This window comes from Ensifer sp. ENS03, assembly GCF_014852035.1.
GTDB classification, from domain to species: Bacteria; Pseudomonadota; Alphaproteobacteria; order Rhizobiales; family Rhizobiaceae; genus Ensifer; species Ensifer adhaerens.
Window position 1 is genome coordinate 256488 of record NZ_JACVAV010000001.1, and the last position, 24953, is coordinate 281440.

Sequence of the window (24953 nt, forward strand, 5' to 3'; positions counted from 1 at the left end):
CTCGATGTCGACCGCGACAGATCTCCTCCCCGCAGCGCGGGGAGGGACCGGAACAAAGACCGGGGGGCGTCGCTTCGGCGCCTTCCGGATTTTCGGTGGCCAGTCGAATAGCGGAGGCGAAAGCGCTGCAAAGCGCGTGCAGTTCTCCTCGCCGTTCCTGCCATACCTCTTCCTCGCGCCGCAGCTCGCGATCATCTTCATCTTCTTCTACTGGCCGTCGGTTCAGGCGATCCAGTCGTCGTTCTATCTTGAAGACCCCTTCGGTTTCGGCTCGACCTTCGTCGGGATGACCAATTATACCGACGTGCTGAAATCAGGCGAATATCTCGGCATTGCCCGTTTCACCGCCGTTTTCACGGCGTTGGTCACCTTCTTTGCGCTGTCGATCGGGCTGCTGCTTGCCGTCAAGGCCGATGGCGTCATCCGCGGCAACGCCGCCTATAAGACGCTGCTGATCTGGGTCTATGCCATTGCCCCGCCGGTCGCAGGCCTCATCGGCATGATGTTCTTCGACCAGCATATCGGCCCGATCGTCGAGCTTGCGCGCTGGTTCGGCTGGGACATCAAGGTTGGTCTGAACTACTTCGACACCGCCTTTTCCATGGTGGTCGTCTCGGTCTGGAAACAGATCCCCTACAATTTCATCTTCTTCCTCTCAGGGCTCCAGGGCATTCCGGTCTCGGTGCGGGAAGCTGCGGCGATCGACTGCCGCTCCGGGTTCCGCCGTTTCTGGACGGTGATCCTGCCGCTGCTCGCGCCGACCGCCTTCTTCCTTCTGATCATTAACGTCACCTATGCGCTGTTCGACACCTTCGGCGTCATCGACGTGATGGTGAAGGACAAGGCTGCCAACAACCCGATCACCCTTGTCTACAAGGTCTACATGGACGGTTTCCGCGGCAACGATCTCGGCGGCTCCTCGGCCCAGTCAGTGATCCTGATGCTGATCGTCTTCGTGCTCACCATCTTCCAGTTCCGCTTCATCGAGCGGCGCGTGCATTACAACTGAGGTGGGGCCGATGTATCGCACCAAGATTTTCGACCACATCATCCTGCTCTTTGGCGTCTTCATCATGGTGGCGCCCGTCGTCGTCGCCTTCATGACCTCGACGCACGAGGCGGCCGACATTCACCGCAACGGTCTCAGCCTCAGCTGGGGCGGCCATTTCGTCGAGACCTACCAGACGGTACTGACGCGCGAGGGCGGCTTCACCGGCAAGATCACCGGCTTCAACATGATGCTGAACTCGATGATCCTCGGCCTGGGTTTCGCCGTCGGCAAGATCGTGCTGTCGATGCTGGCGGCCTATGCGCTCGTCTATTTCCGCTTTCCGCTCGCGACCTTCTTCTTCTGGGTGATCTTCACCACCCTGCTTCTGCCACTCGAAGTGCGCATCCTTCCTTCCTATGAAGTGATGAACACGCTGAAGCTGACCAACACCTATACCGGCCTGATCGTGCCGCTTCTCGCCTCGGCGACGGGCACCTTCTACTTCCGGCAGTTCTTCAAGTCGGTGCCGGACGAGTTGCTGGAGGCCGCGCGCATCGACGGCGCCGGACCCTTCAAGTTCTTCATCGACGTGCTGGTGCCGCTCTCGCGCACGATGATGGCGGCGATCTTCATCATCATGTTCGTCTACGGCTGGAACCAGTATCTCTGGCCCACACTGATGACCACCGACGAAGGCTTCTTCACCCTGGTGCGCGGCATTAAGCAGATCCTGCTCGTCTGGGTCGGCTCGAACATCCCCGACTATAACGAGGCCTTTGCGCTGGCGATTCTCGCCATGCTGCCGCCGGTCATGATCGTCGTGATCTTCCAGCGCTGGTTCATCAAGGGCCTGACGGAAAGCGACAAGTAAACGGGGTCGTGGCGGGACAAAAGTCCCGCCCGCTCCTGAAACGACATCAATCTTACGGAGGCAGCCATGGCGGCCATTACCATCGCCGAGGTCTCGAAGATCTATCACGGCAATGTCGAGGCGGTGAAATCCGTCTCGATCGATATCGAGGACGGCGAATTCATCGTGCTGGTCGGCCCGTCCGGCTGCGGCAAGTCCACGCTTCTGCGCATGGTCGCGGGGCTGGAGACGATTTCGAAGGGCACGGTGACGATCGGCTCACGCGTCATCAACGAGGTCGATCCGGCCGAGCGCGACATCGCCATGGTCTTCCAGAACTACGCGCTCTATCCGCACATGACCGTCTACGAAAACCTCGCTTACGGCCTGAAGAACCGCAAGACGCCGAAGGCCGAGATCGACGCCCGCGTCGCCGAAGCCGCTCGCATGCTGGAGATCGAGCCCTATCTTACCCGCAAGCCCCGTGCGCTCTCGGGCGGCCAGCGCCAGCGGGTCGCCATGGGCCGCGCAATCGTGCGCAAGCCGGCGGCCTTCCTCTTCGACGAGCCGCTCTCCAATCTCGACGCCAAGCTGCGCGTCTCCATGCGCGGCGAGATCAAACGCCTGCAGAAGCGCCTCGGCACGACCTCGCTCTACGTCACCCACGACCAGCTCGAGGCCATGACCCTTGCCGACCGTCTGGTGGTGCTGAATGGCGGTCGCATCGAACAGATCGGCCGTCCGCTCGACGTCTATCACCGCCCGGCCTCAACCTTCGTCGCCAGCTTCATCGGCTCGCCGGCGATGAACCTGATCAAGGGTGAGATCGAAGGCGGCAACCTGCAGATCGGTCTCTACAGGATCGCGCTTGGCGACCGTGCGCCGGTCGAAGGCCCGGTCACGGTTGGGCTTCGCGCCGAAGATCTCAAGCTCGCCGGCGTCGGCGAGGACGCCATGCTGTTCCAGGTCGACTATGTCGAGGAACTGGGCGCGCAGCGGCTCGTGCACGGCACCATCGAGAGCCAGGCGCTCACCATCGCGCTGTCTCCGGAGACGCCACTTTCGGGTGATCTTGCAGTGACGATCGCCGTCGACCGTCTGCACTTCTTCTCGACCGAGACCGGCAAGCGGCTGGAGCGCGGCACGTCGTTTGCCAATGAAGCGCCGGTTGCAGCGCCACGCCTGGAGACCGCATCGTGATCTCCAAGACCGTCGAGCAGCTTGCCGTTCCTTCGCTTGAAACCCGCGCCAGCTTTGCCGAGATCGTGCGCACCATTGCCGCCCATGACGCAGCCATGGCCGCACGGCCGGAGATGAACAGCGTCGAGGTCGGCGGCACACCGGCCTCCGATACGCCGCTCGCCTTCCCGTTCACCGTTGCTGCCTGGAACCTGGAGCGCTGCCTGTTTCCGGCCGAAAGCGCCGCCCATCTCGCCGCGACAAACGCGCCGGTCGTCCTCCTTTCAGAGATGGACAACGGCATGGCCCGCACCGGCCAGCGTCACCCGACCGCCGAAGTCGCCGAAACACTCGGCATGCACTATGCGTATGGCATCGAGTTCATCGAGATGGGGCTCGGCTCCGATACGGAGCGCGAATTCTGCGAGGACGAATTCAACGCCAAGGGGTTCCATGGCAATGCGCTGATGGCTGCGGTGCCGTTCTCCCGGCCCTTCATGTTGCGCCTATGGGGCGAACGCCTCTGGTTCACCGATGGCGAGCAGCCGCGCCTTGGCGAGCGCTGTGCGATCGGCGCCGTCATCGAGACGGAAGCCGGACCCTTCGTCGCCGTCTCCACCCATCTCGAGAGTGCGACGACTGCCGTCTACCGAGAGCGCCAGGTCAAGGAATTGATCGATGCACTCGACGAGACTTTCCCCGGCCTGCCGGTGATGATCGGTGGCGATCTCAATACCGGCAACCATGCCGGCGGCGATTTCGAGGCCGAAGGGCTGTTTGCCATGAGCGCCATCAGAGGCTTTACCCGCCATGGTGGGCCGCTCGACGTGATGACCACGCGGCCGAGCCTGATCACCCGCCGGCCAGAGCGGGCGATGAAGCTCGACTGGTTCCTGTCGCGCGGGCTGAAGATCGGCGAGACCACGATCATTCCTTCGCTTGACGAAACCGGCCGGCCGCTTTCGGATCACGATCTCATCACCTGCGTGATCGAAGGCTTCGAATAGGCTCGCCTCTCCTTGCCTAAGGCCCGCCCGCATTCTACATGTCGAGGGCTTTGCCAGTGCGGCAGAGGGCAGCGGTTTTCCCGTCCTCATTCGCTCCGGCGGTTTGAAATCGATCACGCTAAGCGTGATCCATGAGGGAATGGGTAGATGGCGAAAATCGTCAATGTCGGGGTCCAGATGGACCATGTGTCGGGCATCAACATTGCGGGTGACTCCACCTTCGCCATGAGCCTCGAGGCACAGTCGCGCGGCTATCGCCTCTTCCACTATACGCCGGAAAAGCTGTCGCTGCGCGACGGCAAGGTCTATGCGAGCGTGCAGCCGATGACGCTGCGCGACGTCAAGGGCGACCACTTCACGCTTGGCGAAGCCGAGCGCGTGGATCTTTCGACCATGGACGTCATCCTGCTGCGCCAGGACCCGCCCTTCGACATGGCCTACATTACCTCGACGCACCTTTTGGAACGCCTGCATCCGAAGACGCTGGTCGTCAATGATCCCGCCTGGGTGCGCAATTCGCCGGAGAAGATCTTCGTCACCGAATTCGCCGACCTGATGCCGAAGACGCTGATCACCCGCGACCCCGCTGAGATCTCCAGCTTCCGCCAGGAAATGGGCGACATCATCCTGAAGCCGCTCTACGGCAACGGCGGCGCCGGCGTGTTCCACTCGACCCGCGACGACCGCAACATGTCCTCTCTGCTCGAAATGTTCGGCCAGATGTTCCGCGAGCCCTTCATCGCCCAGGAATACCTGCCGGCGGTGCGCAAGGGCGACAAGCGCATCCTGCTCGTCGACGGCGAGCCGGTCGGCGCCATCAACCGCGTTCCGGCAGACCACGACGCCCGCTCCAACATGCATGCTGGCGGCCGGCCTGAGCCGACCGAACTGACGGCGCGTGAGAAGGAAATCTGCACCCGCATCGCGCCGGCGCTGAAGGAGCGCGGCTTCCTCTTCGTCGGCATCGACGTTATCGGCGACTACATGACCGAGATCAACGTGACATCGCCGACCGGCATCCGCGAAGTGAAGAAGTTCGGCGGCGCCGATGTCGCGAGCCTGCTCTGGGATGCGATCGAGCGCAAGCGCGCCTGATCAAGATCTCGGCCTAGGATCCATCTCGGGTCGATGGCGCTTGCCGCGGGCTTCCGCCCGCGGCCGTTTGCCGAAGCGTCCCGGGTACACACCCGCGCCTCCTCAAATGTTCCGTTATTGTTCTTGTTTTTGTGCGTGATCCGTGCAAGGCTTCTGCCTGCAACCCTGGGCGGTTGTGGCGCCCGATAACTGGGCTGCCTGGGCGAGGGGGCAAGCATGGTCGCGCGCGTCAGCACGGTCGCATTTCAGGGAATCGAGGGCCTGCCTGTGGATGTGCAGGTGATGGTCGCGCCGGGCAAGGTCGGCATGCAGATCGTCGGCCTGCCGGACAAGGCCGTCGCCGAAAGCCGCGAGCGGGTGCAGGCCGCCCTTCATGCTTCAGGTCTGGCGCTGCCGGCCAAGCGCGTGACCGTCAATCTTGCGCCCGCTGACCTTCCCAAGGAAGGCAGCCACTTCGACCTGGCGATCGCACTCGGCCTGATGGCAGCCCTCGGCGCCATTCCGGGCGATGCGTTGGCGCCTTATGTGGTGATCGGTGAGCTCAATCTCGATGGCACCATTGCTGCCGTTGCCGGCGCGCTTCCCGCCGCGATCGGTGCCAATGCGCTCGGCAAGGGGCTGATCTGCCCGGCCGAAAGCGGACCCGAGGCGGCCTGGGCCGGGGCCGAGATCGACATTCTGGCGCCCCGCAGCCTGATCGCAATCGCCAACCATTTCCGCGGTACGCAGGTGCTTTCGCGACCCGAGGCCGCGATCCGCTCAGGCGCATCTAACCTGCCCGATCTCGCCGATATCAAGGGTCAGGAAAGCGCCAAGCGGGCGCTCGAAGTGGCGGCCGCCGGCAACCACAATCTGCTGATGGTCGGCCCGCCCGGCTCGGGCAAGTCGATGCTCGCTGCCCGCCTGCCGTCGATCCTGCCGCCGCTCAATCCGGCCGAGCTCCTCGAAGTGTCGATGATCCATTCGATCGCCGGGCAGCTTCCGGGCGGCAAGCTCTCGGACCGGCGGCCGTTCCGCACGCCGCATCATTCCGCGACGATGGCCGCCATGGTCGGCGGCGGCTTGCGCGCCAAGCCTGGCGAAGCGTCGCTTGCGCACAACGGCGTACTGTTCCTCGACGAGTTTCCGGAATTCTCGCCGCAGGTGCTCGACGCGCTGCGCCAGCCGCTTGAAACCGCCGAATGCATCATCGCCCGCGCCAACCACCGCGTCAGCTATCCCGCCGCGATCCAGCTTGTCGCGGCCATGAACCCCTGTCGCTGCGGCATGGCCGGCGAACCCGGCCGCAGCTGCGCCCGTGGACCGCGCTGCATGTCCGACTATCAGGCGCGCATTTCTGGTCCGCTGATGGACCGCATCGATATCCGCATCGACGTGCCGGCCGTCAGCGCCGCCGATCTCCTGAAGCCGGCCGCAGCCGAAAGCAGCGCGGTTGTGGCCCGTCGCGTCGCTCGCGCCCGTGCCATGCAGATCGACCGCTTTGCCGTCCTCGGCCACGCGGACCTGACCAGCAATGCCCGCGCGTCGACCTCGCTGATCGAGAAGATCGCAGCACCCGATGCGGCCGGCCTGCAGCTTCTCCGGGACGCCGCCGAAAAGATGAAATTTTCCGCCCGCGGCTACCATCGTGTGCTGAAGGTGGCGCGCACGCTTGCGGACCTCGATGGTGCGTCGACGGTCGGCCGAATCCATCTCGCCGAGGCGATTTCCTATCGGATCGCCGGGGAACGCTTGCCCGTCGCCGCATAGCGGCGTGCCTGGAAAAAAAAGGGCGCCTCGTGGGCGCCCTTTCCGATCAGAAGTTATCCCAGCCTGATCAGCCGCCCAGGCCATCGAACAGCACCGTCGAGAGGTAGCGTTCGGCAAAGGACGGGATGATGACGACGATGGTCTTGCCGGCATTTTCCTCGCGCTGGCCGACCTCGATTGCCGCGGTTAGAGCTGCACCGGCGGAGATGCCGACCGGCACGCCTTCGAGCTTGGCGACAAGGCGGGCGGCCTCGATCGCTTCCGCGCTGTTGACCGTGACGATCTCGTCATAGACCGTGGTGTCGAGGATCGCCGGCGCAAAGCCTGCGCCGATGCCCTGGATCTTGTGCGGCCCGGGATTGCCACCGGACAGAACCGGAGATTCCTCCGGCTCGACGGCGATTACCTTGATCGAAGGCTTGCGCGCCTTCAGCACCTGGCCGGCGCCGGTAATCGTGCCGCCGGTGCCGATGCCGGAGACGAAAATGTCGACAGCGCCGTCCGTGTCGTTCCAGATTTCTTCGGCCGTCGTCTTGCGGTGAATTTCCGGGTTGGCCGGGTTTTCGAACTGCTGTGGGATGATGGCGTCCGGCAGTGTCTCGACCAGTTCCTGCGCCTTGGCGATCGCGCCCTTCATGCCCTTGGCGCCCTCGGTCAGCACCAGCTCGGCGCCGAGCAGCGCCAGCATCTTGCGCCGCTCGACCGACATGGTCTCCGGCATCGTCAGGATCAGCTTGTAGCCCTTGGCGGCCGCGACGAAGGCGAGCGCGATGCCGGTATTGCCGGAGGTCGGCTCCACCAGCGTCGTGCGGCCGGGCGTAATCTTGCCCTGCGCTTCCAGGCTCTCGATCATCGCCACACCGATACGGTCCTTGACCGAGGCGATCGGGTTGAAGAATTCGAGCTTGGCGAGCAGGTTCGCCTTGACGCCCTTTTCCTTGGCAAGCTTGTCCAGCCGCACGATGGGCGTGTCGCCGATCGTTTCCGTGATCGAGGAGTAGACGCGGCCGCGGCCGGGCTTGCGTGTGTCGGACATGGGTTTCTCCCTTGGGCGTAAATTGTCGAGCTATGAGAATAGGAACAATGATCGCGCAATTCCAGAACGACAAACACCGCGCGGCGATCCGCCGAAGGAAAAACCACTGGCGAAGTCGTTGTTCGGGAAAAGTTTTTTCAGCTGGCGCGAACCGCGATATAGGCCGCCGTGCCGGCAAGCACGCTGGCCGCAACCCGGTTCAGCGCTTTCAGGGCCTTCGGTTGCTTGAGCAGCAGACGCGCTCGCGATGCGAGCAGCATATAGGGTACGAGAACGCTCAAGAGCACCAGAAAGGTGGCGGTCAGGAGCAGGCCGTAGTCGCCGGGTCCGATCGCCCGAATGTCGATCAGCGTCGGCACGAGCGCCACGTAAAACAGCATCGTCTTCGGATTGCCGAGCGTGATCAGCAGGCCGGACAGAAAGGACATGGCCGCACTCGTCGACGGCTTCGCCTTGATGTCCTCCGGCAGCAGCCCTGCGCTCCACAGCTTCCACGCGATGTAGCCGAGGTAGAGGACGCCGGCAAACTTCACCACCAGGAAGGCTGTGGTGAAGGTCTGGGCAATCAGCGCCAGCCCGAGGATGACCGCGGTTAGATAGCTCATGTCGCCGAGCGCGATGCCGAGGCCCATGAAGAAGGTCTCGCGGAAACCGGAGCCGAGCGCGCGCGCAACCAGCGCCGTCACGCCGGGGCCTGGAATGGCCGCGGCGATGAAGAGCGCGCCGCTATAGGCGATGAGGGCCGCGAGCGTCATGGAACGTCCTTCCGAAGATGATGCCGATTTCTACCTCAAGCGACTGAAAAAGGAAATCACCGAACAGCGACCGGCGGGCGTCCGCTGAAGAAATTGACCGGGTGACAAGTCTGGCGTTGTCCGCTGGTGCGAAATGCGTAGAGCTTGGCGAAAACGAGCGAAAGGCGCCTCTCCATGCCCGAGTTGAAGGATATGATCGGCTTTGCCCTCCTGGCCCTTGGCATGGTGCTGACGCCAGGCCCGAACATGATCTACCTGATCTCGCGCTCGATCAGCCAGGGGCCGGGCGCAGGCTTGATTTCGCTCGGCGGCGTGGCGCTCGGCTTCGTCGTCTATATGGTCTCGGCGGCACTCGGTATCACAGCGCTGCTTCTGGCCGTGCCGCTCGCCTATGATGCGCTTCGCATCGCCGGTGCAGCCTACCTTCTCTATCTCGCCTGGCAGGCGGTCAGGCCCGGTGGACGCTCGCCCTTTCAGGTCAAGAACCTGCCGAAGGATGGGCCGAAGAAGCTGTTCGTCATGGGCTTCCTGACCAGCCTGCTCAATCCCAAGGTAGCGGTGCTCTATCTCTCGTTGCTGCCGCAGTTCATTCGGCCGGAGCTCGGCAACGTGCTCGGCCAGTCGCTGGTCTTCGGCTCGATCCAGATCGCGACCAGCGTCACCGTCAACGCCATGATCGCGCTCGCCGCCAGCGGCATCGCCGCTTTTCTTGCCGGGCGACCGTTGTTCATGGTGGTGCAGCGCTGGGCGATGGGGACGGCGCTCTTCGGCTTCGCGCTGAGCATGGCCTCGGAAGCGCGGCGCTAACGCGCGCTTGCCGATGCCGCCCTCGACTCCGGAGCTGGCTTACTCGAAAACCGGCCGCATGAAGCTGCGCTCGTAGCTGAGGATGCAACGCGTCTTCTCGGCATAGGCGAAGGCGTCCTGGCATTCCGGATCCGCGGCCATTTCCCGGCGGTAGTTTTCATAGTCGGCAAGGGTCGGAAAGCTGAAGAGAGCCAGGGCGATGTTGTTCGCCCCTTCATGCGGCAGGAAGTAGCCGTGATGCGTGCCGCCCAGCCGATTGACGAGCGGGATCCAGAGCTTGGCGTAATGTTCGAACTCGGCCGCCTTGTAGGGGTCGATAGTATATTTCAGGTAGCAGGTGATCATGCAGTTCTCCCTTCGCGTTCCCGCTTCTTGATAGAAGAGGGAAGGCGAAGTTTCCAGCCGAGAGTCATGCCGGCGGCGGCAACGAGGATCGCGACGGAGCCGGCGATCTGGATCGGCTGCAACTGGTGCCCGAAGGCGAGGCGGTCCACCACAATGGCGGCAATCGGATAGATGAAGGAAAGCGCCCCGGTCATGTGCGTCGGCAGCCGCTGGATCGCGCCGTAGAGCATCACATACATCAGCCCGGTGTGGATGACGCCGAGGGTCAGGACGATCGACCATTGCGTTGCACCTGACGGGGCGGGTGCGGCAAGCGCCATCGGTGCCAGCATCACGGTGCCGGTGATCACCTGGATCAGCGCAATCAGATGCGGCGGCGTGCCCTTGAGCAGCTTGGTCGCAATCGCCGCGATCGCGTAGAAGAAGGCAGCGCCGATCGAAAGGGCCACGCCGATCAGATAATCTTCAGGCGCGAAGCCTTGGCCAGGCTTGGCCGAAATGATCGCGAGCATGCCGGCAAACGACACCAGGAGCCAGAAGATCTTGGTGACGGTGATCTTTTCGCCGAGGAACACGGCGCCGAGGCCCAAGAGCATGAAGGGCTGGGTGTTGTAGACCATCGTCGCGATCGAGATCGATGCGTGGGAATAGGCGGCGAAAAGCAGCAGCCAGTTGACCACGATCGCGATGCCGCCGATGACCGAAAGCAGCAGCATCCGTCGGCTGAAGTGGCGACGGTCGAGAAGTCCGAGCGCCCAGGCAATGGCAACGAGCGTTATGGCCCCGAAGACGCAGCGCCAGAACACCACGCTCGTCACCGGCTGCCCCGACATCAGCACGAACCAGCCGATGGTGCCGGATATCAGCATCGCTGCCGTCATCTCGATGCTGCCGCGTTTGAGCTCGGTATTCATGATTTCTGCTCCTATTGGTGATCGCAGAATAGCCGGTGCTCATGGCCTTTCCCATAGATTAACGAAGGCAATTGTGCTAGATTGCCTAATTATCGAAGTTCTGTTTGTTGTTGTGACTTATGGTGTCGTGATGCTGGACGAGATTGACCGACGAATCCTCGACATACTGGCCGCCAATGCCCGGGTGTCGCTGAAGGAGCTCGCGCAGGAGGCTGGGCTCTCCTCGCCGAGCGCTGCGGATAGGCTCCGCAAGCTGGAAGAGCGCGGTGTCCTCGACGGTTTCACCATCGCCCTCAACCCCGCCAAAGTCGGCTACCCGCTGCAGGCGGTCATCCGCGTGCGGCCGATGCCGGGCATGCTGCACATCGTCGAGAGGCTGATCCAGGAAACGCCGGAATTCGTCGAATGCGACAAGGTTACAGGCGACGACTGCTTCATCGCCAAGCTCTACGTGCGTGACATGGCGCAGCTCGACACGATCCTCGACCGGATCGCCGAGAAGGCGCAGACCAACACCTCGATTGTCAAGTCGACACCGGTCAAGCGCCGCCTGCCGCCTTTGATTTAAAGCAATCCCAGGAAGAGTGCGAAGCGGTTTTCCGTCCGGAATTGCGCATGCGAGAGCAATCCCAGGAAAAGTGCATAGCGGTTTTCCGTCCGAGATTGCGTAAGTGGGAGCAATTCCAGGAACAGTGGGATGCGGTTTTCCGTTCGGGATTACGGCCTAAAAGCCAATTCCGGGAAAAGTGCGAAGCGGTAGCCGTCGCTCGATCAGACGCCGGTCGAGCCGAAGCCGCCGGCGCCGCGTGCCGTCTCGCTTGCGCCGTCGGCCTCGCGAACCGTGACCTGCGTGACCGGTGCGATCACCATCTGGGCGATGCGCATGCCGCGCTCGATGATGAACTCCTCGTCGCCGAGATTGACGAGCAGCACCTTCACTTCACCGCGATAGTCGCTGTCGATCGTACCGGGCGTGTTGAGGCAGGTGATGCCGTGCTTGAAGGCGAGGCCGGAGCGCGGGCGGATCTGCGCCTCGTAGCCGGCGGGCACTTCGAAAATGAAGCCGGTCGGAACGAGGGCGCGCTTGCCGGGGGTGAGCATCAGCGGGCGATCGGCGGGGACGCCCGCGCGCAAATCCATGCCGGCGGCGCCTGCGGTCTCGTAGGCCGGAAGCTCCAGGCCTTCGCCGTGCGGCAGACGAACGAGGTTGAGGGTCGGGCGGGATAGGGAAGTGTGCGTGCTCATGCCCGCATAAGCCGGGCCACGGGCGCCTCGGTCAATTGCATAATCGGGGCCGAGCCTGTAAAGGACGCGGCAACTCACAGGATTTTACGACATGGCTGAAACTCTCGCCGAGGCGGTCTCCCGCCGCCGCACATTTGCGATTATCGCCCACCCGGACGCCGGTAAGACCACGCTCACGGAAAAGTTGCTGCTGTTCGGCGGTGCCATCCAGCTCGCCGGTGAGGTCAAGGCCAAGAAGGACCGCATCCAGACCCGTTCGGACTGGATGAAGATCGAGCGCGAGCGCGGCATCTCGGTCGTCACCTCGGTGATGACCTTCGAGTATGGCGGCAACGTCTTCAACATTCTTGATACGCCCGGTCACGAAGACTTCGCCGATGACACCTATCGCACGCTGACGGCGGTGGATGCGGCCGTCATGGTCATCGACGCCGCCAAGGGTATCGAACCGCGCACGCTAAAGCTCTTCGAAGTCTGCCGCATGCGCGACATCCCGATCATCACCTTCGTCAACAAGATGGACCGCGAGAGCCGCGATCCCTTCGAGATCCTGGATGAGGTCGAGGAGAAGCTGGCGCTCGACTGCGCGCCGGTGACCTGGCCGATCGGCCGCTCGAAGACTTTCTGCGGGTCCTACAACCTCGCCGACAACACCGTGCGCGGTTCGGACACGCAGGAAATCCCGACCAAGGTCAACGGCCCGGAAATGGCCTCCCATCGCCTGCCGGAAAACGAGCGCGACGCCTTTACCGAAGAGCTGATGCTGGCGATCGAGGCCTGCAAGCCCTTCGACAAGAAGGCCTTCCTCGAAGGCCACCTGACCCCGGTCTTTTTCGGCTCGGCGCTGCGCAACTTCGGTGTGCGCGATCTCATCAATGCGCTTGGCGACATCGCCCCGCCGCCGCGCGACCAGGTCGCGGATATCCGCACGGTGCATGCGACCGACGACAAGATGACGGCCTTCGTCTTCAAGATCCAGGCCAACATGGACCCGAACCATCGCGACCGCATCGCCTTTGCCCGCGTCTGCTCCGGCAAGCTCGAGCGCGGCATGAAGGCACGCCTGTCGCGCACCGGCAAGCAGCTTGGCCTCAGCGCCCCGCAGTTCTTCTTCGCCTCGCAGCGCCAGCTCGCCGACACGGCTTACGCCGGCGACGTCGTCGGCATCCCGAACCACGGCACGCTCCGTATCGGCGACACGCTGACGGAGGGTGAGCCGCTGGTGTTCCAGGGCGTGCCGAACTTCTCGCCGGAAATCCTGCGCCGCGTGCGGCTCGAGGATGCGATGAAGGCGAAGAAGCTGAAAGAGGCGCTGCAGCAGATGGCGGAAGAAGGCGTCGTGCAGCTCTTCTCGCCGGAAGACGGCTCGCCGGCGATCGTCGGCGTCGTCGGCGCGCTGCAGCTCGACGTGTTGAAGGAGCGCCTCAGCGCCGAATACGGCCTGCCGGTCTCCTTCGAAATGTCGCGCTTTTCCGTTTGCCGCTGGATTTCGTCCGATCAGCCGGCCGAACTCGACAAGTTCGTCACCGCGCGCCGCGGCGACATCGCCCGCGATCTCGACGGCGACCCGGTGTTCCTGGCGCAGGACAGCTTCTCGCTGCGCTACGAAGCCGAGCGCTATCCGGCGATCAAGATGGTCGCGATCAAGGAATATCACGTCGCCAAGGCGGCCTGATTGTCCTGTGTCCGGCCGGTGCCTAGGCATCGGCCGGTCTCGCGGCGCCCAAGCGCCGTTTTCCGAACGAAATCCCTAAACCGAAAAATCGAAACGCGGCGACGAACGATCGAGCATGGCCATGCTCGGGCGAGCGCCCCAGGTCTGTTCGATTGCCTGCGAAAGTGCCGTGAGCAGGCGTTCGGTGTCCTCGCATGCCGTCTTGTGCAGCGCTTCCGCCACGATCAGCGCATGCGTCGTCTGCGGCCGGATGGCCGAAAGACCGCTCTGCCGGTTGGTCCAGCGCCGGGCATGCGCCCGCCCCTCGGCATCGGCGAAGATCACTTCGCCTGGTTCGGGGCTCTCCGTTTCTCCTGAGAACGTCAGATAGCGTTCGCTGCCGGCCGCCCGGCGGACGTGCAGAAAACCGCTGACGTGGGAGAGGTCGAAGACGGCGATCGGAATGGCGAAGGCGAGCGAAGCGGCGTTGCAAAGATCGATCAGCGGATGGATCGAGGGCAGGTCGCCTTCCTTGCGGAAGCGGCGGAGCAAGGCTTCGGCTGCCGAGCGGTATTGTGTCGGCTTCAATCCCATCTTGGCAAAGGTCCGGCGCCACGCCTGGATCTCGGGCAGGTCGCTTTCCGAACCCGCGCCGAGACGATCATTTGCGCTCGCCTGGAACTGGCGAACATGGTCCTCGACCGAGACGCCGCCATTTATGCCATCGATGAAAAGCGCGCCGGCGCTCAGCTCCGGGAAATCGCGCCAGATGTCGTCTGCGTGCTGGAAGTGCATGGAAGTCCTCGAATTGGATGCGTTCATTCTGGTTCAAACCTCCGCGACCGGAAAGGCGCGTGCCGTCCTTCGGCCGGCGAGGATCTGGGGTAGGGTCAGGCCGAGGACGGCGGCGAGCACGCAGCCGATCCCAAGCAATTGAGGGGCGCCGACCGGCTCGTCGAGCAGGAGAAAGGCGAAGGCGACGGCTGAAACGGGCGCCAGCGCCGTGAAGACGGAGGCCTCGGTGCCGCTTACTTTGGCCGATCCCGCATACCAGAGCAGGAAGCCGGCAACGGTCGGGATGAGGGCGTAGTAGAGAACCGCAACGATTGCGCCCCTGTCGATCTCGGCCGTCGCATGCGTCTCGAAGAGCGCAGGGATGATGGCGACCGCGAAGCCGAGGCCGGCCATCAGCGTCGAAAGAGCCAGCGGCGAGATCTCCGTCTTGACGCGCTTGTTGAGAAGGATGAACAGGCCTTCGCATATGACGGCGCCAAAGATGAGGGCGATGCCGAGCGGCGGATGGGTGCCGCCTTCGCCGGGCTTGAAGACGATGGTCAGCACGCCGGCTGCGGCAAGTGCGATCGCCGCAAGCACTTTGCGGTCCGGGCGCTCGCCGAGAAGAAGGATGGCGATGGCGGCGGAAACCACCGGCAGCGTACCGATCACCACGCCGGCATCGGTTGCCGAGGTCAGGCTGAGGCCGGCGATCAAAAGCGTCGTATAGCCGACGCTGCCAGCGCCGGCCTGGGCGATGAGGAGAAGCCAGTCGCGGCCTTTAAGTTTCGGCCATGACGTCCTGGTGAGCCACATCAACAGCAGGAAGAGCGGGAAGGCGACGGCGAAGCGCAGCGCGGTGGCCGTGAACGGTGGCAGGCCCGTCGCGATGATCTTGCTGGCGATCACCGTACTACCGACGAGGATCATCGCCAGCGACAGATAGAGATAGCCTTGAAATTTTCCCGACATGTCCGTTCTCCGTTGCTGCGCCGCGCTTGTCGCTGCGCAGCCGGTGCAGCAATGCTCCGGGGGAGGGCTCGGGTCTTGAACGGAATTGCGGGCGTTACTTTTTGGCCTCGGCATAGATGCCCGGCGAGAGGCCATATTTGCTGACGAAGACGCGGGTCATGTGGCTCTGGTCGGCGAAGCCGGCCGCGAACGCGGCCTCCGCCAGCGGCATGCCCCCGCCGATCAGGCGGCGGGCGAGATCGATGCGGCGCTGGACGATATAGGCATGCGGCGTCAGGCCGACCGCACTTGCGAAATTGCGCACCAGTTGAAAGCGGCTGAGCCCGGCTTCGGCGGCGAGATCGGCAAGCGTGATCGCGGCCGTCGGATCGTCGTCGATCATCGTCTTGGCCGCCGCGACTGTTGCCGGCCGTTCACGCTGGTGTCGCCTGCCGGTGGCAAGAACGCCTGCAAGCAGCGACAGGAGCTGCTCCTCGTGCCGGATGGCGTCGCCCATGGCCGTCGGATCGGTGATGGCCGCAAACAGTGCCCGAAAGTGATCTGCGACCTCCCGGTCGTGGAACGCGGGTGCAGTGAACTCGCCGGAATGCGCGCGGCCCTGGCTGATATCCTCGGCGGCAGTCGCGATGACCGAGGGATCGAAGTAGAGCATGCGCCAGGCGCGGCCGGCATCACCGATCGGCGTTCCGTCATGCACCTCGCCGGGGTTGACGGTGATCATGTCGCCGGCGCCGGCTTCGACCATGCCGCGGCCGCTGAGCGACTTCTGCGCGCCCTCATAGATGAGACCGATGCCGAACTGATCGTGCGTGTGGCGGGCGAAGGACTGGCGCGTTTCGGCCTCGACAGCGTCTATGCCCGCGGCGGCACTGCGCAGCATCCTGATCTTGCCCTTTGCCATCCCGCGCGCCTGCTCCGTTCTCCAGCTTTGTCTTGTACACCGCGGCGCCGCATCCGGCCATCGCAATGACGCCTCATGACGCCTCCTGCTCCGGCTGACATCGGTGGGTCGTAGAAACTTTCATCTTTCCGGCGTTGCAATCACCGGCCGCATCCTTACGTTGCGGTGCCAGGCGGCTGAGACAATAGGAGATGGTCGAAATGCTGGATCTTCGTGTTCACTTTCTCGAAGCGGACGGGTCTCTGGCGCCGTGGCACGAACGAATACGGGAGGCCGTGCGGGAAACCGCCGAGCGTGTCGGCGCGGCGGTTTCTGCCTCGGACAGCGCCGCCCCCATCGATGTCCTCGTCGAGTATCGTGCGGGCGAGACGATCCCCGAACTCGGTGTTGCGGGCGCCTGCTACCGCAGGGCGCTGGTCTTCTTCACGGTCGATCCCGGCAACGAGAATTTCGAGGCGAGCCTTAGTGCGGGAGAAGTGCGCAAATTGCTGACGCACGAACTGCATCATTCCTTTCGCCACGCGACCTGCGGCTATGGTTCCAAGCTCGGCGAAGCGCTGGTCAGCGAGGGGTTGGCCGATGCTTTCGATGCCGAGATCAACGGCGGCGACGGCCATGTGTGGAATCATGCGCTCAACGCCGCGGATTGGGAAAGCTTGTTGGAGCGCGCCGAACGAGAGCTTTGGACCGAGACCTATGATCACGCAGGCTGGTTCTTTGGCACCGATCGGTCTCTGCCGCGCTGGGCCGGCTACACGATCGGCTATCATCTGGTGAAGACTTATCTTGCTGTCAATCCGGAGGCGCGCCCATCGCAGATGACGGCGACGCCGGCATCGGTCGTGATCGGCGAAGCATGGGCGCCGCTCAAGGATCGTCTGCTCGTCGCCGCATGATGGTTCAGGCCGAGATGGCTAAGCGTGAGGCGCCTCGTCGCGATCGCGGCCCGGCAGCTTCCTGACGTCGCCGATCCAGGGCAACGCCGAGGAACACCAGATCTGCGACCGCGGTCTGAGCTGCCGGCGCTGGTTGATCGTTCCCACCCGGATGCCAACCTCCAGCGCGTCCTCGTCGGTGCCGGTCGTATAGATCGGCGAGCCGCAGTTCGGGCAGAAGAACTGCAGCCGCTGCCGCCCGTTTGCGCCGATCTTCACATAGAGCTTCGGTTCGCCGCCGGTCAGCCGAAAGTTCTCCCGTTCCGTGCCGGCGGTGACGCGGTAGGCCGATCCCGTCAGTTGCTGGCAATCGGTGCAATGGCAGATCCCGACATCGGCCGGGTCGATCTCCGCCTCGTAGGTGACGAAGCCGCAGTGGCATTGCCCGTCGATATGCATGGAGCCCTCCCTGAAAGCGGGAAAGCTAGGGCGGTCCGGGCGAAAGGCTATGCCGCTCTCATCCGCCCGAAGCCTCATTGGGCGATCGGGCTCAAGGATCGCAGCGTCTCGCCCCGCCGTTCGGCATGGACGGAGAGCGGTGGAGCGCCACCGTTTGGTTCGCCGCCGCTTACACGCCGGTAAACAGCCACTCGTGTTCGCGGGCGTTGTGGAACTTCCAGATGCGCTTCGGTCCGGCCATGACGTTGAGATAATAGACGTCGTAGCCGTGCACGGCAGCGACCGGATGATAGCCCCTCGGCACCAGCGTCACGTCGCCGTCCTCGACTGCCATGGTCTCGTCGAGCGAGCGATCGTCGGTATAGACGCGTTGCATCGCAAAGCCCTGGGGCGGGTTCAGCCGGTGGTAATAGGTCTCTTCCAGATAGCTCTCGGCCGGCAGGTCGTCCTGGTCGTGCTTGTGCGGGGGGTAGGAGGAAGTATGGCCACCGGGAGTGATCACCTCGACGACGAGCAGCGACTGCGCCGAGCCGTCATCTTCCGGCATGATGTTGGTGACGTAGCGGGTGTTGGTACCCTTGCCGCGGGTCATCTGCGGATGGGTGCCCGGTGCGATCACCTTCGCCTTGAAGCCGTCGCCGCCCGGGGCCGAGCAGATGGCAAGGTCGAGGTCGGAGGTGGCCGTTGCTTGCCAGCGGCTGCCCTTCGGCACGTAGACGGCATAGGGCTGGCCCTCGAAGGGGGTCATGCGCTCGCCGAGCTCGCCGAGGCTTTCGCCGTCGACGGCGACCTTCGCCTTGCCGGACACAAGCACCAGGCAGATTTCCTTGTCGCCGGTCTCGCCCTCGGTCGTCTCGCCCGCTTTCAGCCGTTCCAGCGCGAAGCCGACATAGGTCCAGCCGGCGCTCTCCGGCGTCACGTTTTGCATGAGGCCCGATTTGGCCTTCGGTTTGACGAGCAGCTTGGACATGTCGATCTCCCTGATACTTTTTCTGGAGCCGCGCCGAATGGTTGGCCTGCCCCTCACCCTAGCCCTCTCCCCGCTTACGGGGAGAGGGGATTTTCGGAGTTTGCGTCGCGCTCCCCACCTCTACGTCGCGAGGGACCGGAGGGCGCGGCATATCCCTTCACCCCGCCGGCGGGGAGAAGGTGGCGGCAGCCGGATGAGGGCCTCCCTCACCGTGCGGATGAGGGGCACGCCCCGCGAAGTCCGGCGACCGAAAGTGACGGCTTACTTGTCGAGCCCGGCTTCCTTGGCCAAAGCCTTCAGCGACTTCAGCCCGAGTGACTGGTATTCGAAAGGGTTGCGCACGGCCGAATCCTGTTCCGCCTCGATCACCAGCCAGCCGGAATAATCGTGCTCGGCGGCGATCTTCAGTACGGGCAGGAAGTCGACGCCGCCTTCACTGTCGCCGGGAACCGTGAAGACGCCACGGCGCACGCCTTCGAGGAAGGAGAGGCCTTCGCCCTCGACGACCTTGCGGACAGCGGGACGCACGTTCTTGCAATGGATGTGGCGCACGCGGTGCATGTATTTCTTCGCGACCTTGGCCGGATCGGAACCGCCGAACCAGGCGTGGCCGGTGTCGAGCAGCAACTTGGTCGCCGGGCCGGTGTTCTGCATCAGGAGATCGATTTCCTCACCGGTCTGGACGATTGTGCCCATGTGGTGATGGTAGACGAGGTCGATGCCCTGGTCGGCACAATATTGCGCGATCGCTTCGAGGTCGGCGCCGAACTTCTTCCACTGGTCGGCCGGAAGCACCGGCTTGTCGTTGGCGACCGACTTTCCGTCGTCGCCATGGATGGCGTTCGAGGTTTCGCAGACGATTGCCACCTTGCAGCCATTGTCCTTCAGGAGATCGAGATGCGGCTGGATCGCCTTCTTCTCGGCCTCGACGTCATGGGTGAGCAGGTTGGTCGAGTGCCAGCCGGAGACGAAGACGAGATCGTAGGAGCCGAGCTTCTGCTTCAGTGCTTCCGGATCGGACGGCATCTTGTGGCCCTTCTCGATGCCGTCGAAGCCGATCTTCTGGCAATCGGACAGGCAGTCCTCGAGCGTCAAATGCGCGCCGATCGAATGATCGTCGTCGTTGCTCCAGGCGATCGGGTTAGTTCCGTAGCGGATCATGTCTTTCACTTTCTGATGCCATCCGCGGAAGGCGGATATTTTGTGAGCATAAACGGGAAAAGCGCCCGCGCGAAAACGCGGGCGCCGAAAGGGCAATCTTAGCCGAAGCGCTGTGCGGCGAGCGCCTTCTCATAACCCTCGCGCGCCGCGTTGACCTGGGCGCGGCCCGAGACCTCGGGCACTGCGACATCCCACCAGTGGCCGCCGGCCTCGGTCGTGATCAGCGGATCGGTGTCGATGACGATCACGGTCGTGCGCGTCTCGCTCGCGGTCTCCTTGAGCGCTGCTTCGAGCTCGGAGATCGAGGCGACCTTGCGGGTGACGGCGCCCATCGCGCCGGCATGCGCCGCGAAGTCGATCTGCGGCAGTTCGACGTGATGGGTGTCCTTCAAGAGATTGTTGAAGTTGGCGCCACCGGTACCCATCTGCAGCCGGTTGATGCAGCCGTAGCCGGCATTGTCGAGCAGCACGATCGTGAACTTGGCGCCAAGCATGATCGAAGAGGCGATCTCCGAATTCAGCATCATGTAGCTGCCGTCACCGACCATGACGATCACGTCGCTCTCGGGCTTGGCGAGCTTGACGCCGAGACCGCCGGCTACTTCGTAACCCATGGTCGAGAAGCCGTATTCCATGTGGTAGCCGCCGGGCTCTTCCGCCTGCCAGAGCTTGTGCAACTCACCGGGTAGACCGCCGGCGGCGCAGACGAGCGTCGTGTTCTTGCCGCCGCGGGCGCGCTGCACGGCGCCGATCACCTGGGCGTCGGAGGGAAGGGCCGCATTGGTCGTGGCCGTCGCCTTGTCGGCCGCCGCCAGCCATTCCGCCTTGCCGGCCCTGGCCTTCGCGGTCCAGCTCGGATCGGCCTTGTGGCCGCCAAGACCGCCGGAGATGCGGTTGAGACCGGCGCGGGCGTCTGCGATCAGCGGCAGGCCGTTGTGTTTGCCGGCGTCGAAAGGCTGAACGTTGAGGCCGATGATCTTCAGGCCCTCGTTCTTGAAGAGCGCCCAGGAACCGGTCGTGAAGTCCTGCAGGCGCGAGCCGACGGCGAGAACCACGTCAGCATCCTCGGCAAGCGCGTTGGAGGCGGTGGTGCCGGTCACGCCGACCGAGCCCATGTTGAGCGAATGCGAATGCGGCAGCGCCGACTTGCCGGCCTGCGTCTCGACCACGGGAATGCCGTGGCGTTCGGCGAAATCGCCGAGCTCCTTGCTCGCTTCGGAATAGAGCACGCCGCCGCCGGCGATGATGATCGGCTTCTTTGCTTCCTTCAGCGCCGCGATCGCCGTCGCCAGTTCGTCGAGATCCGGCTCGACGCGGCGCGGCACCCAGACCTTCTCGTCGAAGAAGTTTTCCGGATAGTCATAGGCTTCCGCCTGGACATCCTGGCAGAGCGACAGCGTCACCGGGCCGCAATCGGCCGGATCCGTCAGCACCTGCATGGCGCGGCGCAGCGCCGGGATGATCTGTTCGGGCCGGCTGATGCGGTCGAAGTAGCGCGAGACCGGGCGGAAGCAGTCGTTCGCCGAGATCGTGCCGTCGTCGAAGCTTTCCACCTGCTGCAACACCGGATCGGGGCGGCGGTTGGCGAACACATCGCCGGGCAGGAAGAGGACCGGCAGGCGGTTGACATGGGCGAGTGCTGCCGAGGTCACCATGTTGAGCGCGCCGGGGCCGATCGAGGTGGTGCAGGCCATGAAGCGGCGGCGGAAGCTCGCCTTGGCAAAGGCGATCGCCGCATTCGCCATGCCCTGTTCGTTCTGGGCGCGGTAGGTCGGCAGCGTGTCCTTGATCGCGTGCAGCGCTTCGCCGACGCCGGCGACGTTGCCATGGCCGAAGATGGCGAAGACGCCGCCGAAGATAGGCACCTTCTTGCCTTCGATGACGGTCATCTGGCGGGTCAGGAACCGCGCCACGGCCTGGGCCATGGTCAGGCGCACGGTCTTCTGGCTCATAATCTGTTTCCTCCTCGTGGCGGAATCGTCCCGTTCCGCCCTGTCCGGCATTATCGACTGATATCTGTCGATCCTATGCCGCCTTTGTTTCACCCAGTTGCAGCCAGAGATCGACCAGGGCCTTGAATTTTCCGGCCATGTCGGCGATCGCCTGGTCGTCGCTCATCGTGCCGCCGAGCCAGGCCCGGCCGGCATCGGCGAAAATCGTTCGGCCGACGGCAAAGCCCCGGACCGTCTTCGAAGTGCGGGCGGCTGCAAAGCCGTCCTTCAGCTGCTCATAGGGCGCTTCGAGGCCCAAGAGCACCACGCCGCGGCAGAGCGGATCGCGTGCCTCGATGACGGCATCGATCGCTGCCCAGGCGCCGCGGCTCGCCTGCGGCTCGAGCTTCCACCAGTCCGGCTTGAGCCCGGCGTCGTAGAGTTCGGTCAGTGCCCGCGGAATGGTCTGGTCGTCGAGCTTGCCGTGCTTGCCGGCAATGATCTCGATCAGGATCTCACGGCCAACCTTGCGCGCCGCTTCGAAGGCGGAGCGGAGCTTTGCCACCTGCTGGGCTTTCAACTCCGCCGGATCGTCCGGGTGGTAGAAGGAGAGCACCTTGATGCAGTGGTCGACCGGCCAGTCGATCAGGCGACTGCCGAGATCCTGGCTGAATTCGAATTGCAGCGGCCGCGAGCCCGGAAGCTCGATCGGTTTGCCGATCCAGAAATCGCGATGGGCGCCGGCGGCGTAAAGCGCGTCGCGGCCGTACTTGTCGTCGATCAGCATGCCGAAGCCGGAGCGGCCGGCCGCGACCTGTGCGGCGGCCTTCACCGCCAGCACCTTGAAGGCGGGAATGCGGTCCAGCAATGCCTGGTCGCCGGCGGCCATGTCTTCGAGCTGGCTGCGATGGTCGATCGCCAGCGCCATCAGAAGCGGGATATCGCGGCGACGTGTGGTTGCCCAGTGAACGTGGTTGATCGCCTCGTCCTTGCGCAGGGCCCGTTCGTTGCTGCCCTTTTCCAGGAAGAACTGCAGTTCCGTCCAGGTCGGGATTTCAGGCGCACAGAGCAGGCGCGAGACGGCGAAGGCGCCGCAGGCATTGGCCCAGGTAGCCGACGTCGCGTGCGGCTCGTTTTTGAGCCAGCCGCGCAGGAAGCCGGACATGAAGGCGTCGCCGGCGCCGAGCACGTTATAGACCTCGATCGGAAAGCCCTTGCCGACGATGCCGTCTTCGAGGTCGTCGGTGATCGGACCGTCATAGACGATGCAGCCCATCGGTCCGCGCTTGAGCACAATCGTCGCCTTGGAGAGCGAGCGGATCGTCTTCAGCGCCTGGAGCAGGTCACTATCGCCCGAGGCGATCAGCACTTCCTCTTCCGTGCCGACGATCAGGTCGCAATCGGCAAGTACCGTTTTCAGATGCGCCGAAACGCGATCCGACGCGATATAGCGGCTCTCGCCGGCGTCATGGCCGGCAAGGCCCCAGAGGTTCGGGCGGTAGTCGATGTCGAAGACGACCTTCGCGCCGTTTTCCTTGGCGATGCGGATCGCCTTACGCTGGGCGGCGTCGGTGTTCGGCTTGGAGAAATGCGTTCCCGAGACGAGCACGGCGCGGGCGGAACTGATGAACTCCTCGGAAACGTCATCTTCGCAAAGCGCGTTGTCGGCGCAGTTGTCGCGATAGAAGAGCAGCGGGAAGGTCTTGTCGTTTTCGACGGCGAGGATCGCGAGCGCCGTCAGCCGCTCCGGATCGGTGACGATGCCGCGGGTCTCGACGCCTTCGCGAGTGAGCTGCTCGCGGATGAAGCGGCCCATCTGTTCGTCGCCGACGCGGGTGAGAAGCGCTGACTTCAGGCCCAGGCGGGCGGTGCCGACAGAGATGTTGCAGGGGCAGCCGCCCACTGACTTCGCAAAGCTCGAAACATCTTCAAGCCGCGTGCCGATCTGCTGGCCATAGAGATCGACCGAGGCCCGGCCGATGGTGATCAGGTCGAGCGGCTTTGCTCCCTGTGCCGAAACGTTCTGGCTCACTGCTTCCTCCCCGCGGACACCTTGGCGGGCCCGACCATTTCCGTACTGTGGGTGATGGCCGTATGAAACATAAATTCCGACGTTTCGTCAATATGGAATTTTCATTCTATCTGTTCCGTTTTGCCTAGCCGCCCTCGGCGAGGCGCTGGCGCTTCTCGGCGATGGCGACCGTCAGCGCCATGGCAAACGCCATGCTGGCGGAAAGAGAACGGAAGCCGGCATGGTCGGCCTCGACCAGTTCGAACCAGACCTTCGAGGATTCTGCCAAGGGCGAGAAGGCCGAGTCCGTCAGCGACACGACGGGGACCTTGCGTTCGGCGAGAAGCCGCGCCTGGGCCGCACTTTCGGAGGCGTAGGGCGAGAAGCTGACGGCAAAGGCGGCATCGTTTTTCGTCGCCATCGCCAGCATGTCCTCGTCGATGCCGGCGGCGGTGCCGACGAGCTGGTATTTCACCTTCAGCTTGCCGAAGGCATAGGCCATGTAGCTGGAAATCGGATAGGAGCGGCGCTTGGCGATCAGGTAGACGGTGTCGGCCTTGGCGAGGATATCGACGGCGCGTTCGAAGGCTTCAGGATCCACCGAGGAGGCGATGTTGTCGAGCGAGCGGTGGGCGGCAGCGACGAAGCCGTTGAAGATCGAACCGCTTTCGAGCTTGCTGTGGTCGTTGGCGCTGAGCGCCTTCAGCCGGTCCTCATAGCCGGGCGTGCGCTCACGCAGCCGGGCGCGAAAGATCTGCTGCAGGCTGGAAAAGCCCTCGAAGCCGAAATGCTGGGCGAAGCGCACCAGCGTCGACGGCTGCACTTCGGCGGAAGTCGCGATGCTCGCTGCCGTGCCGAAGGCGATTTCATCGGGATTGTCGAGCGAATAGGCGGCAACCTGGCGCAGCCGTTTCGGCAGCTCCGCCTTGCGTTCCAGAATGGCGGCCTTCAGCGCCTCGAAATCCTGCGGCACCTCTGTCGTCGTTTCCGGCATGGCCATGTCTCGCTCGTCTCCCTCGATGTCAGTCTGGCTTTCGGCCTCACCCTAATCGATTAGTCGGGAACGGGATAGAACAGGCATTCTATTTTTCTCGGAGCATGTCCAGGAAAAGTGCGAAGCGGATTTCCGTCCGGAATGCGCACCAAAACAGAGAGCATGTCCAGGAAAAGTGCGCAGCGGTTTTGCGTCCGAAATGCGCAGCAAGACGGGCGGCATTTCCAGCAAAAGTGCGCAGCGGTTTAGCGTCCCGACGTGCGTGCAAAAATAGATGG

General features: G+C 63.7%; 24 protein-coding genes. 10 read left to right on the forward strand and 14 right to left on the reverse strand.

Going from position 1 to position 24953, the window contains the following annotated elements:
• The first annotated feature begins 4 nt into the window (after positions 1-4).
• The 6 genes from IB263_RS01360 to IB263_RS01385 all read left to right on the forward strand — a co-directional run bounded on the left by IB263_RS01360 (position 5) and on the right by IB263_RS01385 (position 6871).
• Complete coding sequence (locus tag IB263_RS01360; protein ID WP_246810296.1) at positions 5-1009, forward strand: ABC transporter permease subunit; 1005 nt, start codon at positions 5-7, stop codon at positions 1007-1009.
• Between the two features lie 10 nt (positions 1010-1019).
• Positions 1020-1862 carry a sn-glycerol-3-phosphate ABC transporter permease UgpE gene (gene ugpE, locus IB263_RS01365; protein WP_034804459.1) on the forward strand — a complete coding sequence of 281 codons (843 nt, stop codon included), beginning with the start codon at positions 1020-1022 and terminating at the stop codon, positions 1860-1862.
• Positions 1863-1928: 66 nt separating this feature from the next.
• Complete coding sequence (locus IB263_RS01370) at positions 1929-3041, forward strand: sn-glycerol-3-phosphate import ATP-binding protein UgpC (RefSeq protein ID WP_060580627.1); 1113 nt, start codon at positions 1929-1931, stop codon at positions 3039-3041.
• A complete protein-coding gene (locus tag IB263_RS01375; protein WP_192437411.1) occupies positions 3038-4027 on the forward strand; it encodes an endonuclease in 990 nt (329 codons plus the stop codon). The genes IB263_RS01370 and IB263_RS01375 overlap by 4 nt, the downstream gene beginning before the upstream one ends.
• A 147-nt stretch (positions 4028-4174) precedes the next feature.
• The gene (gene gshB / locus IB263_RS01380; RefSeq protein WP_060580629.1) at positions 4175-5122 is read left to right on the forward strand and encodes a glutathione synthase; all 948 of its coding nucleotides are present in this window, start codon (positions 4175-4177) and stop codon (positions 5120-5122) included.
• Positions 5123-5338: 216 nt separating this feature from the next.
• Positions 5339-6871, forward strand: a complete 1533-nt coding sequence (locus IB263_RS01385) for a YifB family Mg chelatase-like AAA ATPase (protein ID WP_113505419.1) — start codon at positions 5339-5341, stop codon at positions 6869-6871.
• 67 nt (positions 6872-6938) lie between these two features.
• Here the strand turns inward: IB263_RS01385 and cysK are convergent, their stop codons facing one another.
• Positions 6939-7907 carry a cysteine synthase A gene (gene cysK, locus IB263_RS01390; RefSeq protein ID WP_034797566.1) on the reverse strand — a complete coding sequence of 323 codons (969 nt, stop codon included), beginning with the start codon at positions 7905-7907 and terminating at the stop codon, positions 6939-6941.
• A gap of 137 nt (positions 7908-8044) precedes the next feature.
• Positions 8045-8662: a LysE family translocator gene (locus tag IB263_RS01395; protein WP_192437413.1), complete on the reverse strand. Its 618-nt coding sequence runs from the start codon at positions 8660-8662 to the stop codon at positions 8045-8047.
• Positions 8663-8836: 174 nt separating this feature from the next.
• On the opposite strand from IB263_RS01395, the gene IB263_RS01400 reads away from it, so the two are divergent.
• Entirely contained in the window at positions 8837-9469 is a 633-nt protein-coding gene (locus IB263_RS01400; RefSeq protein ID WP_034797562.1) for a LysE family translocator, read from the forward strand.
• A gap of 39 nt (positions 9470-9508) precedes the next feature.
• Here IB263_RS01400 and IB263_RS01405 read toward each other — a convergent pair whose 3' ends face one another.
• The gene (locus IB263_RS01405; protein WP_112974788.1) at positions 9509-9814 is read right to left on the reverse strand and encodes an NIPSNAP family protein; all 306 of its coding nucleotides are present in this window, start codon (positions 9812-9814) and stop codon (positions 9509-9511) included.
• Positions 9811-10728 (reverse strand): DMT family transporter, encoded by a 918-nt coding sequence (locus IB263_RS01410; RefSeq protein WP_060519685.1) that lies wholly within the window; start codon positions 10726-10728, stop codon positions 9811-9813. The genes IB263_RS01405 and IB263_RS01410 overlap by 4 nt, the downstream gene beginning before the upstream one ends.
• Positions 10729-10858: 130 nt before the next feature.
• Here IB263_RS01410 and IB263_RS01415 point away from each other — a divergent pair, with 130 nt between their 5' ends.
• Positions 10859-11296, forward strand: coding sequence for an Lrp/AsnC family transcriptional regulator (locus IB263_RS01415; RefSeq protein ID WP_060519687.1), 438 nt, complete (start codon positions 10859-10861; stop codon positions 11294-11296).
• 203 nt (positions 11297-11499) lie between these two features.
• On the opposite strand, the gene dut is transcribed toward IB263_RS01415, so the two are convergent.
• Positions 11500-11973 (reverse strand): dUTP diphosphatase, encoded by a 474-nt coding sequence (gene dut, locus IB263_RS01420; protein WP_034797555.1) that lies wholly within the window; start codon positions 11971-11973, stop codon positions 11500-11502.
• Positions 11974-12064: 91 nt separating this feature from the next.
• Between dut and IB263_RS01425 the strand changes: the two genes are divergently transcribed.
• Positions 12065-13648, forward strand: a complete 1584-nt coding sequence (locus tag IB263_RS01425; RefSeq protein WP_034797554.1) for a peptide chain release factor 3 — start codon at positions 12065-12067, stop codon at positions 13646-13648.
• Positions 13649-13723: 75 nt separating this feature from the next.
• Here the strand turns inward: IB263_RS01425 and IB263_RS01430 are convergent, their stop codons facing one another.
• From IB263_RS01430 to IB263_RS01440, 3 genes are all read right to left on the reverse strand, one after another.
• Positions 13724-14422, reverse strand: a complete 699-nt coding sequence (locus IB263_RS01430) for a B3/4 domain-containing protein (protein ID WP_060580632.1) — start codon at positions 14420-14422, stop codon at positions 13724-13726.
• Between the two features lie 33 nt (positions 14423-14455).
• Positions 14456-15373, reverse strand: coding sequence for a DMT family transporter (locus IB263_RS01435; protein ID WP_112974789.1), 918 nt, complete (start codon positions 15371-15373; stop codon positions 14456-14458).
• A gap of 94 nt (positions 15374-15467) precedes the next feature.
• Positions 15468-16274 (reverse strand): AraC family transcriptional regulator, encoded by an 807-nt coding sequence (locus IB263_RS01440; RefSeq protein WP_192437415.1) that lies wholly within the window; start codon positions 16272-16274, stop codon positions 15468-15470.
• Between the two features lie 200 nt (positions 16275-16474).
• Between IB263_RS01440 and IB263_RS01445 the strand changes: the two genes are divergently transcribed.
• Positions 16475-17170 carry a DUF2268 domain-containing putative Zn-dependent protease gene (locus IB263_RS01445; RefSeq protein WP_162728661.1) on the forward strand — a complete coding sequence of 232 codons (696 nt, stop codon included), beginning with the start codon at positions 16475-16477 and terminating at the stop codon, positions 17168-17170.
• A gap of 18 nt (positions 17171-17188) precedes the next feature.
• Here IB263_RS01445 and IB263_RS01450 read toward each other — a convergent pair whose 3' ends face one another.
• From IB263_RS01450 to IB263_RS01475, 6 genes are all read right to left on the reverse strand, one after another.
• On the reverse strand, positions 17189-17608 hold the full coding sequence (locus IB263_RS01450) for a GFA family protein (RefSeq protein WP_060580636.1): 420 nt from the start codon (positions 17606-17608) through the stop codon (positions 17189-17191).
• Positions 17609-17777: 169 nt separating this feature from the next.
• Positions 17778-18578, reverse strand: a complete 801-nt coding sequence (gene iolB / locus IB263_RS01455) for a 5-deoxy-glucuronate isomerase (protein ID WP_060580637.1) — start codon at positions 18576-18578, stop codon at positions 17778-17780.
• A 261-nt stretch (positions 18579-18839) separates the two neighbouring features.
• Positions 18840-19739: a myo-inosose-2 dehydratase gene (iolE, locus tag IB263_RS01460; protein ID WP_192438000.1), complete on the reverse strand. Its 900-nt coding sequence runs from the start codon at positions 19737-19739 to the stop codon at positions 18840-18842.
• A 98-nt stretch (positions 19740-19837) separates the two neighbouring features.
• Positions 19838-21691 carry a 3D-(3,5/4)-trihydroxycyclohexane-1,2-dione acylhydrolase (decyclizing) gene (gene iolD, locus IB263_RS01465; protein WP_192437417.1) on the reverse strand — a complete coding sequence of 618 codons (1854 nt, stop codon included), beginning with the start codon at positions 21689-21691 and terminating at the stop codon, positions 19838-19840.
• A 73-nt stretch (positions 21692-21764) separates the two neighbouring features.
• A complete protein-coding gene (gene iolC, locus IB263_RS01470) occupies positions 21765-23702 on the reverse strand; it encodes a 5-dehydro-2-deoxygluconokinase (protein WP_192437419.1) in 1938 nt (645 codons plus the stop codon).
• A 124-nt stretch (positions 23703-23826) separates the two neighbouring features.
• Complete coding sequence (locus tag IB263_RS01475) at positions 23827-24681, reverse strand: MurR/RpiR family transcriptional regulator (protein ID WP_060519708.1); 855 nt, start codon at positions 24679-24681, stop codon at positions 23827-23829.
• Positions 24682-24953: the final 272 nt, after the last annotated feature.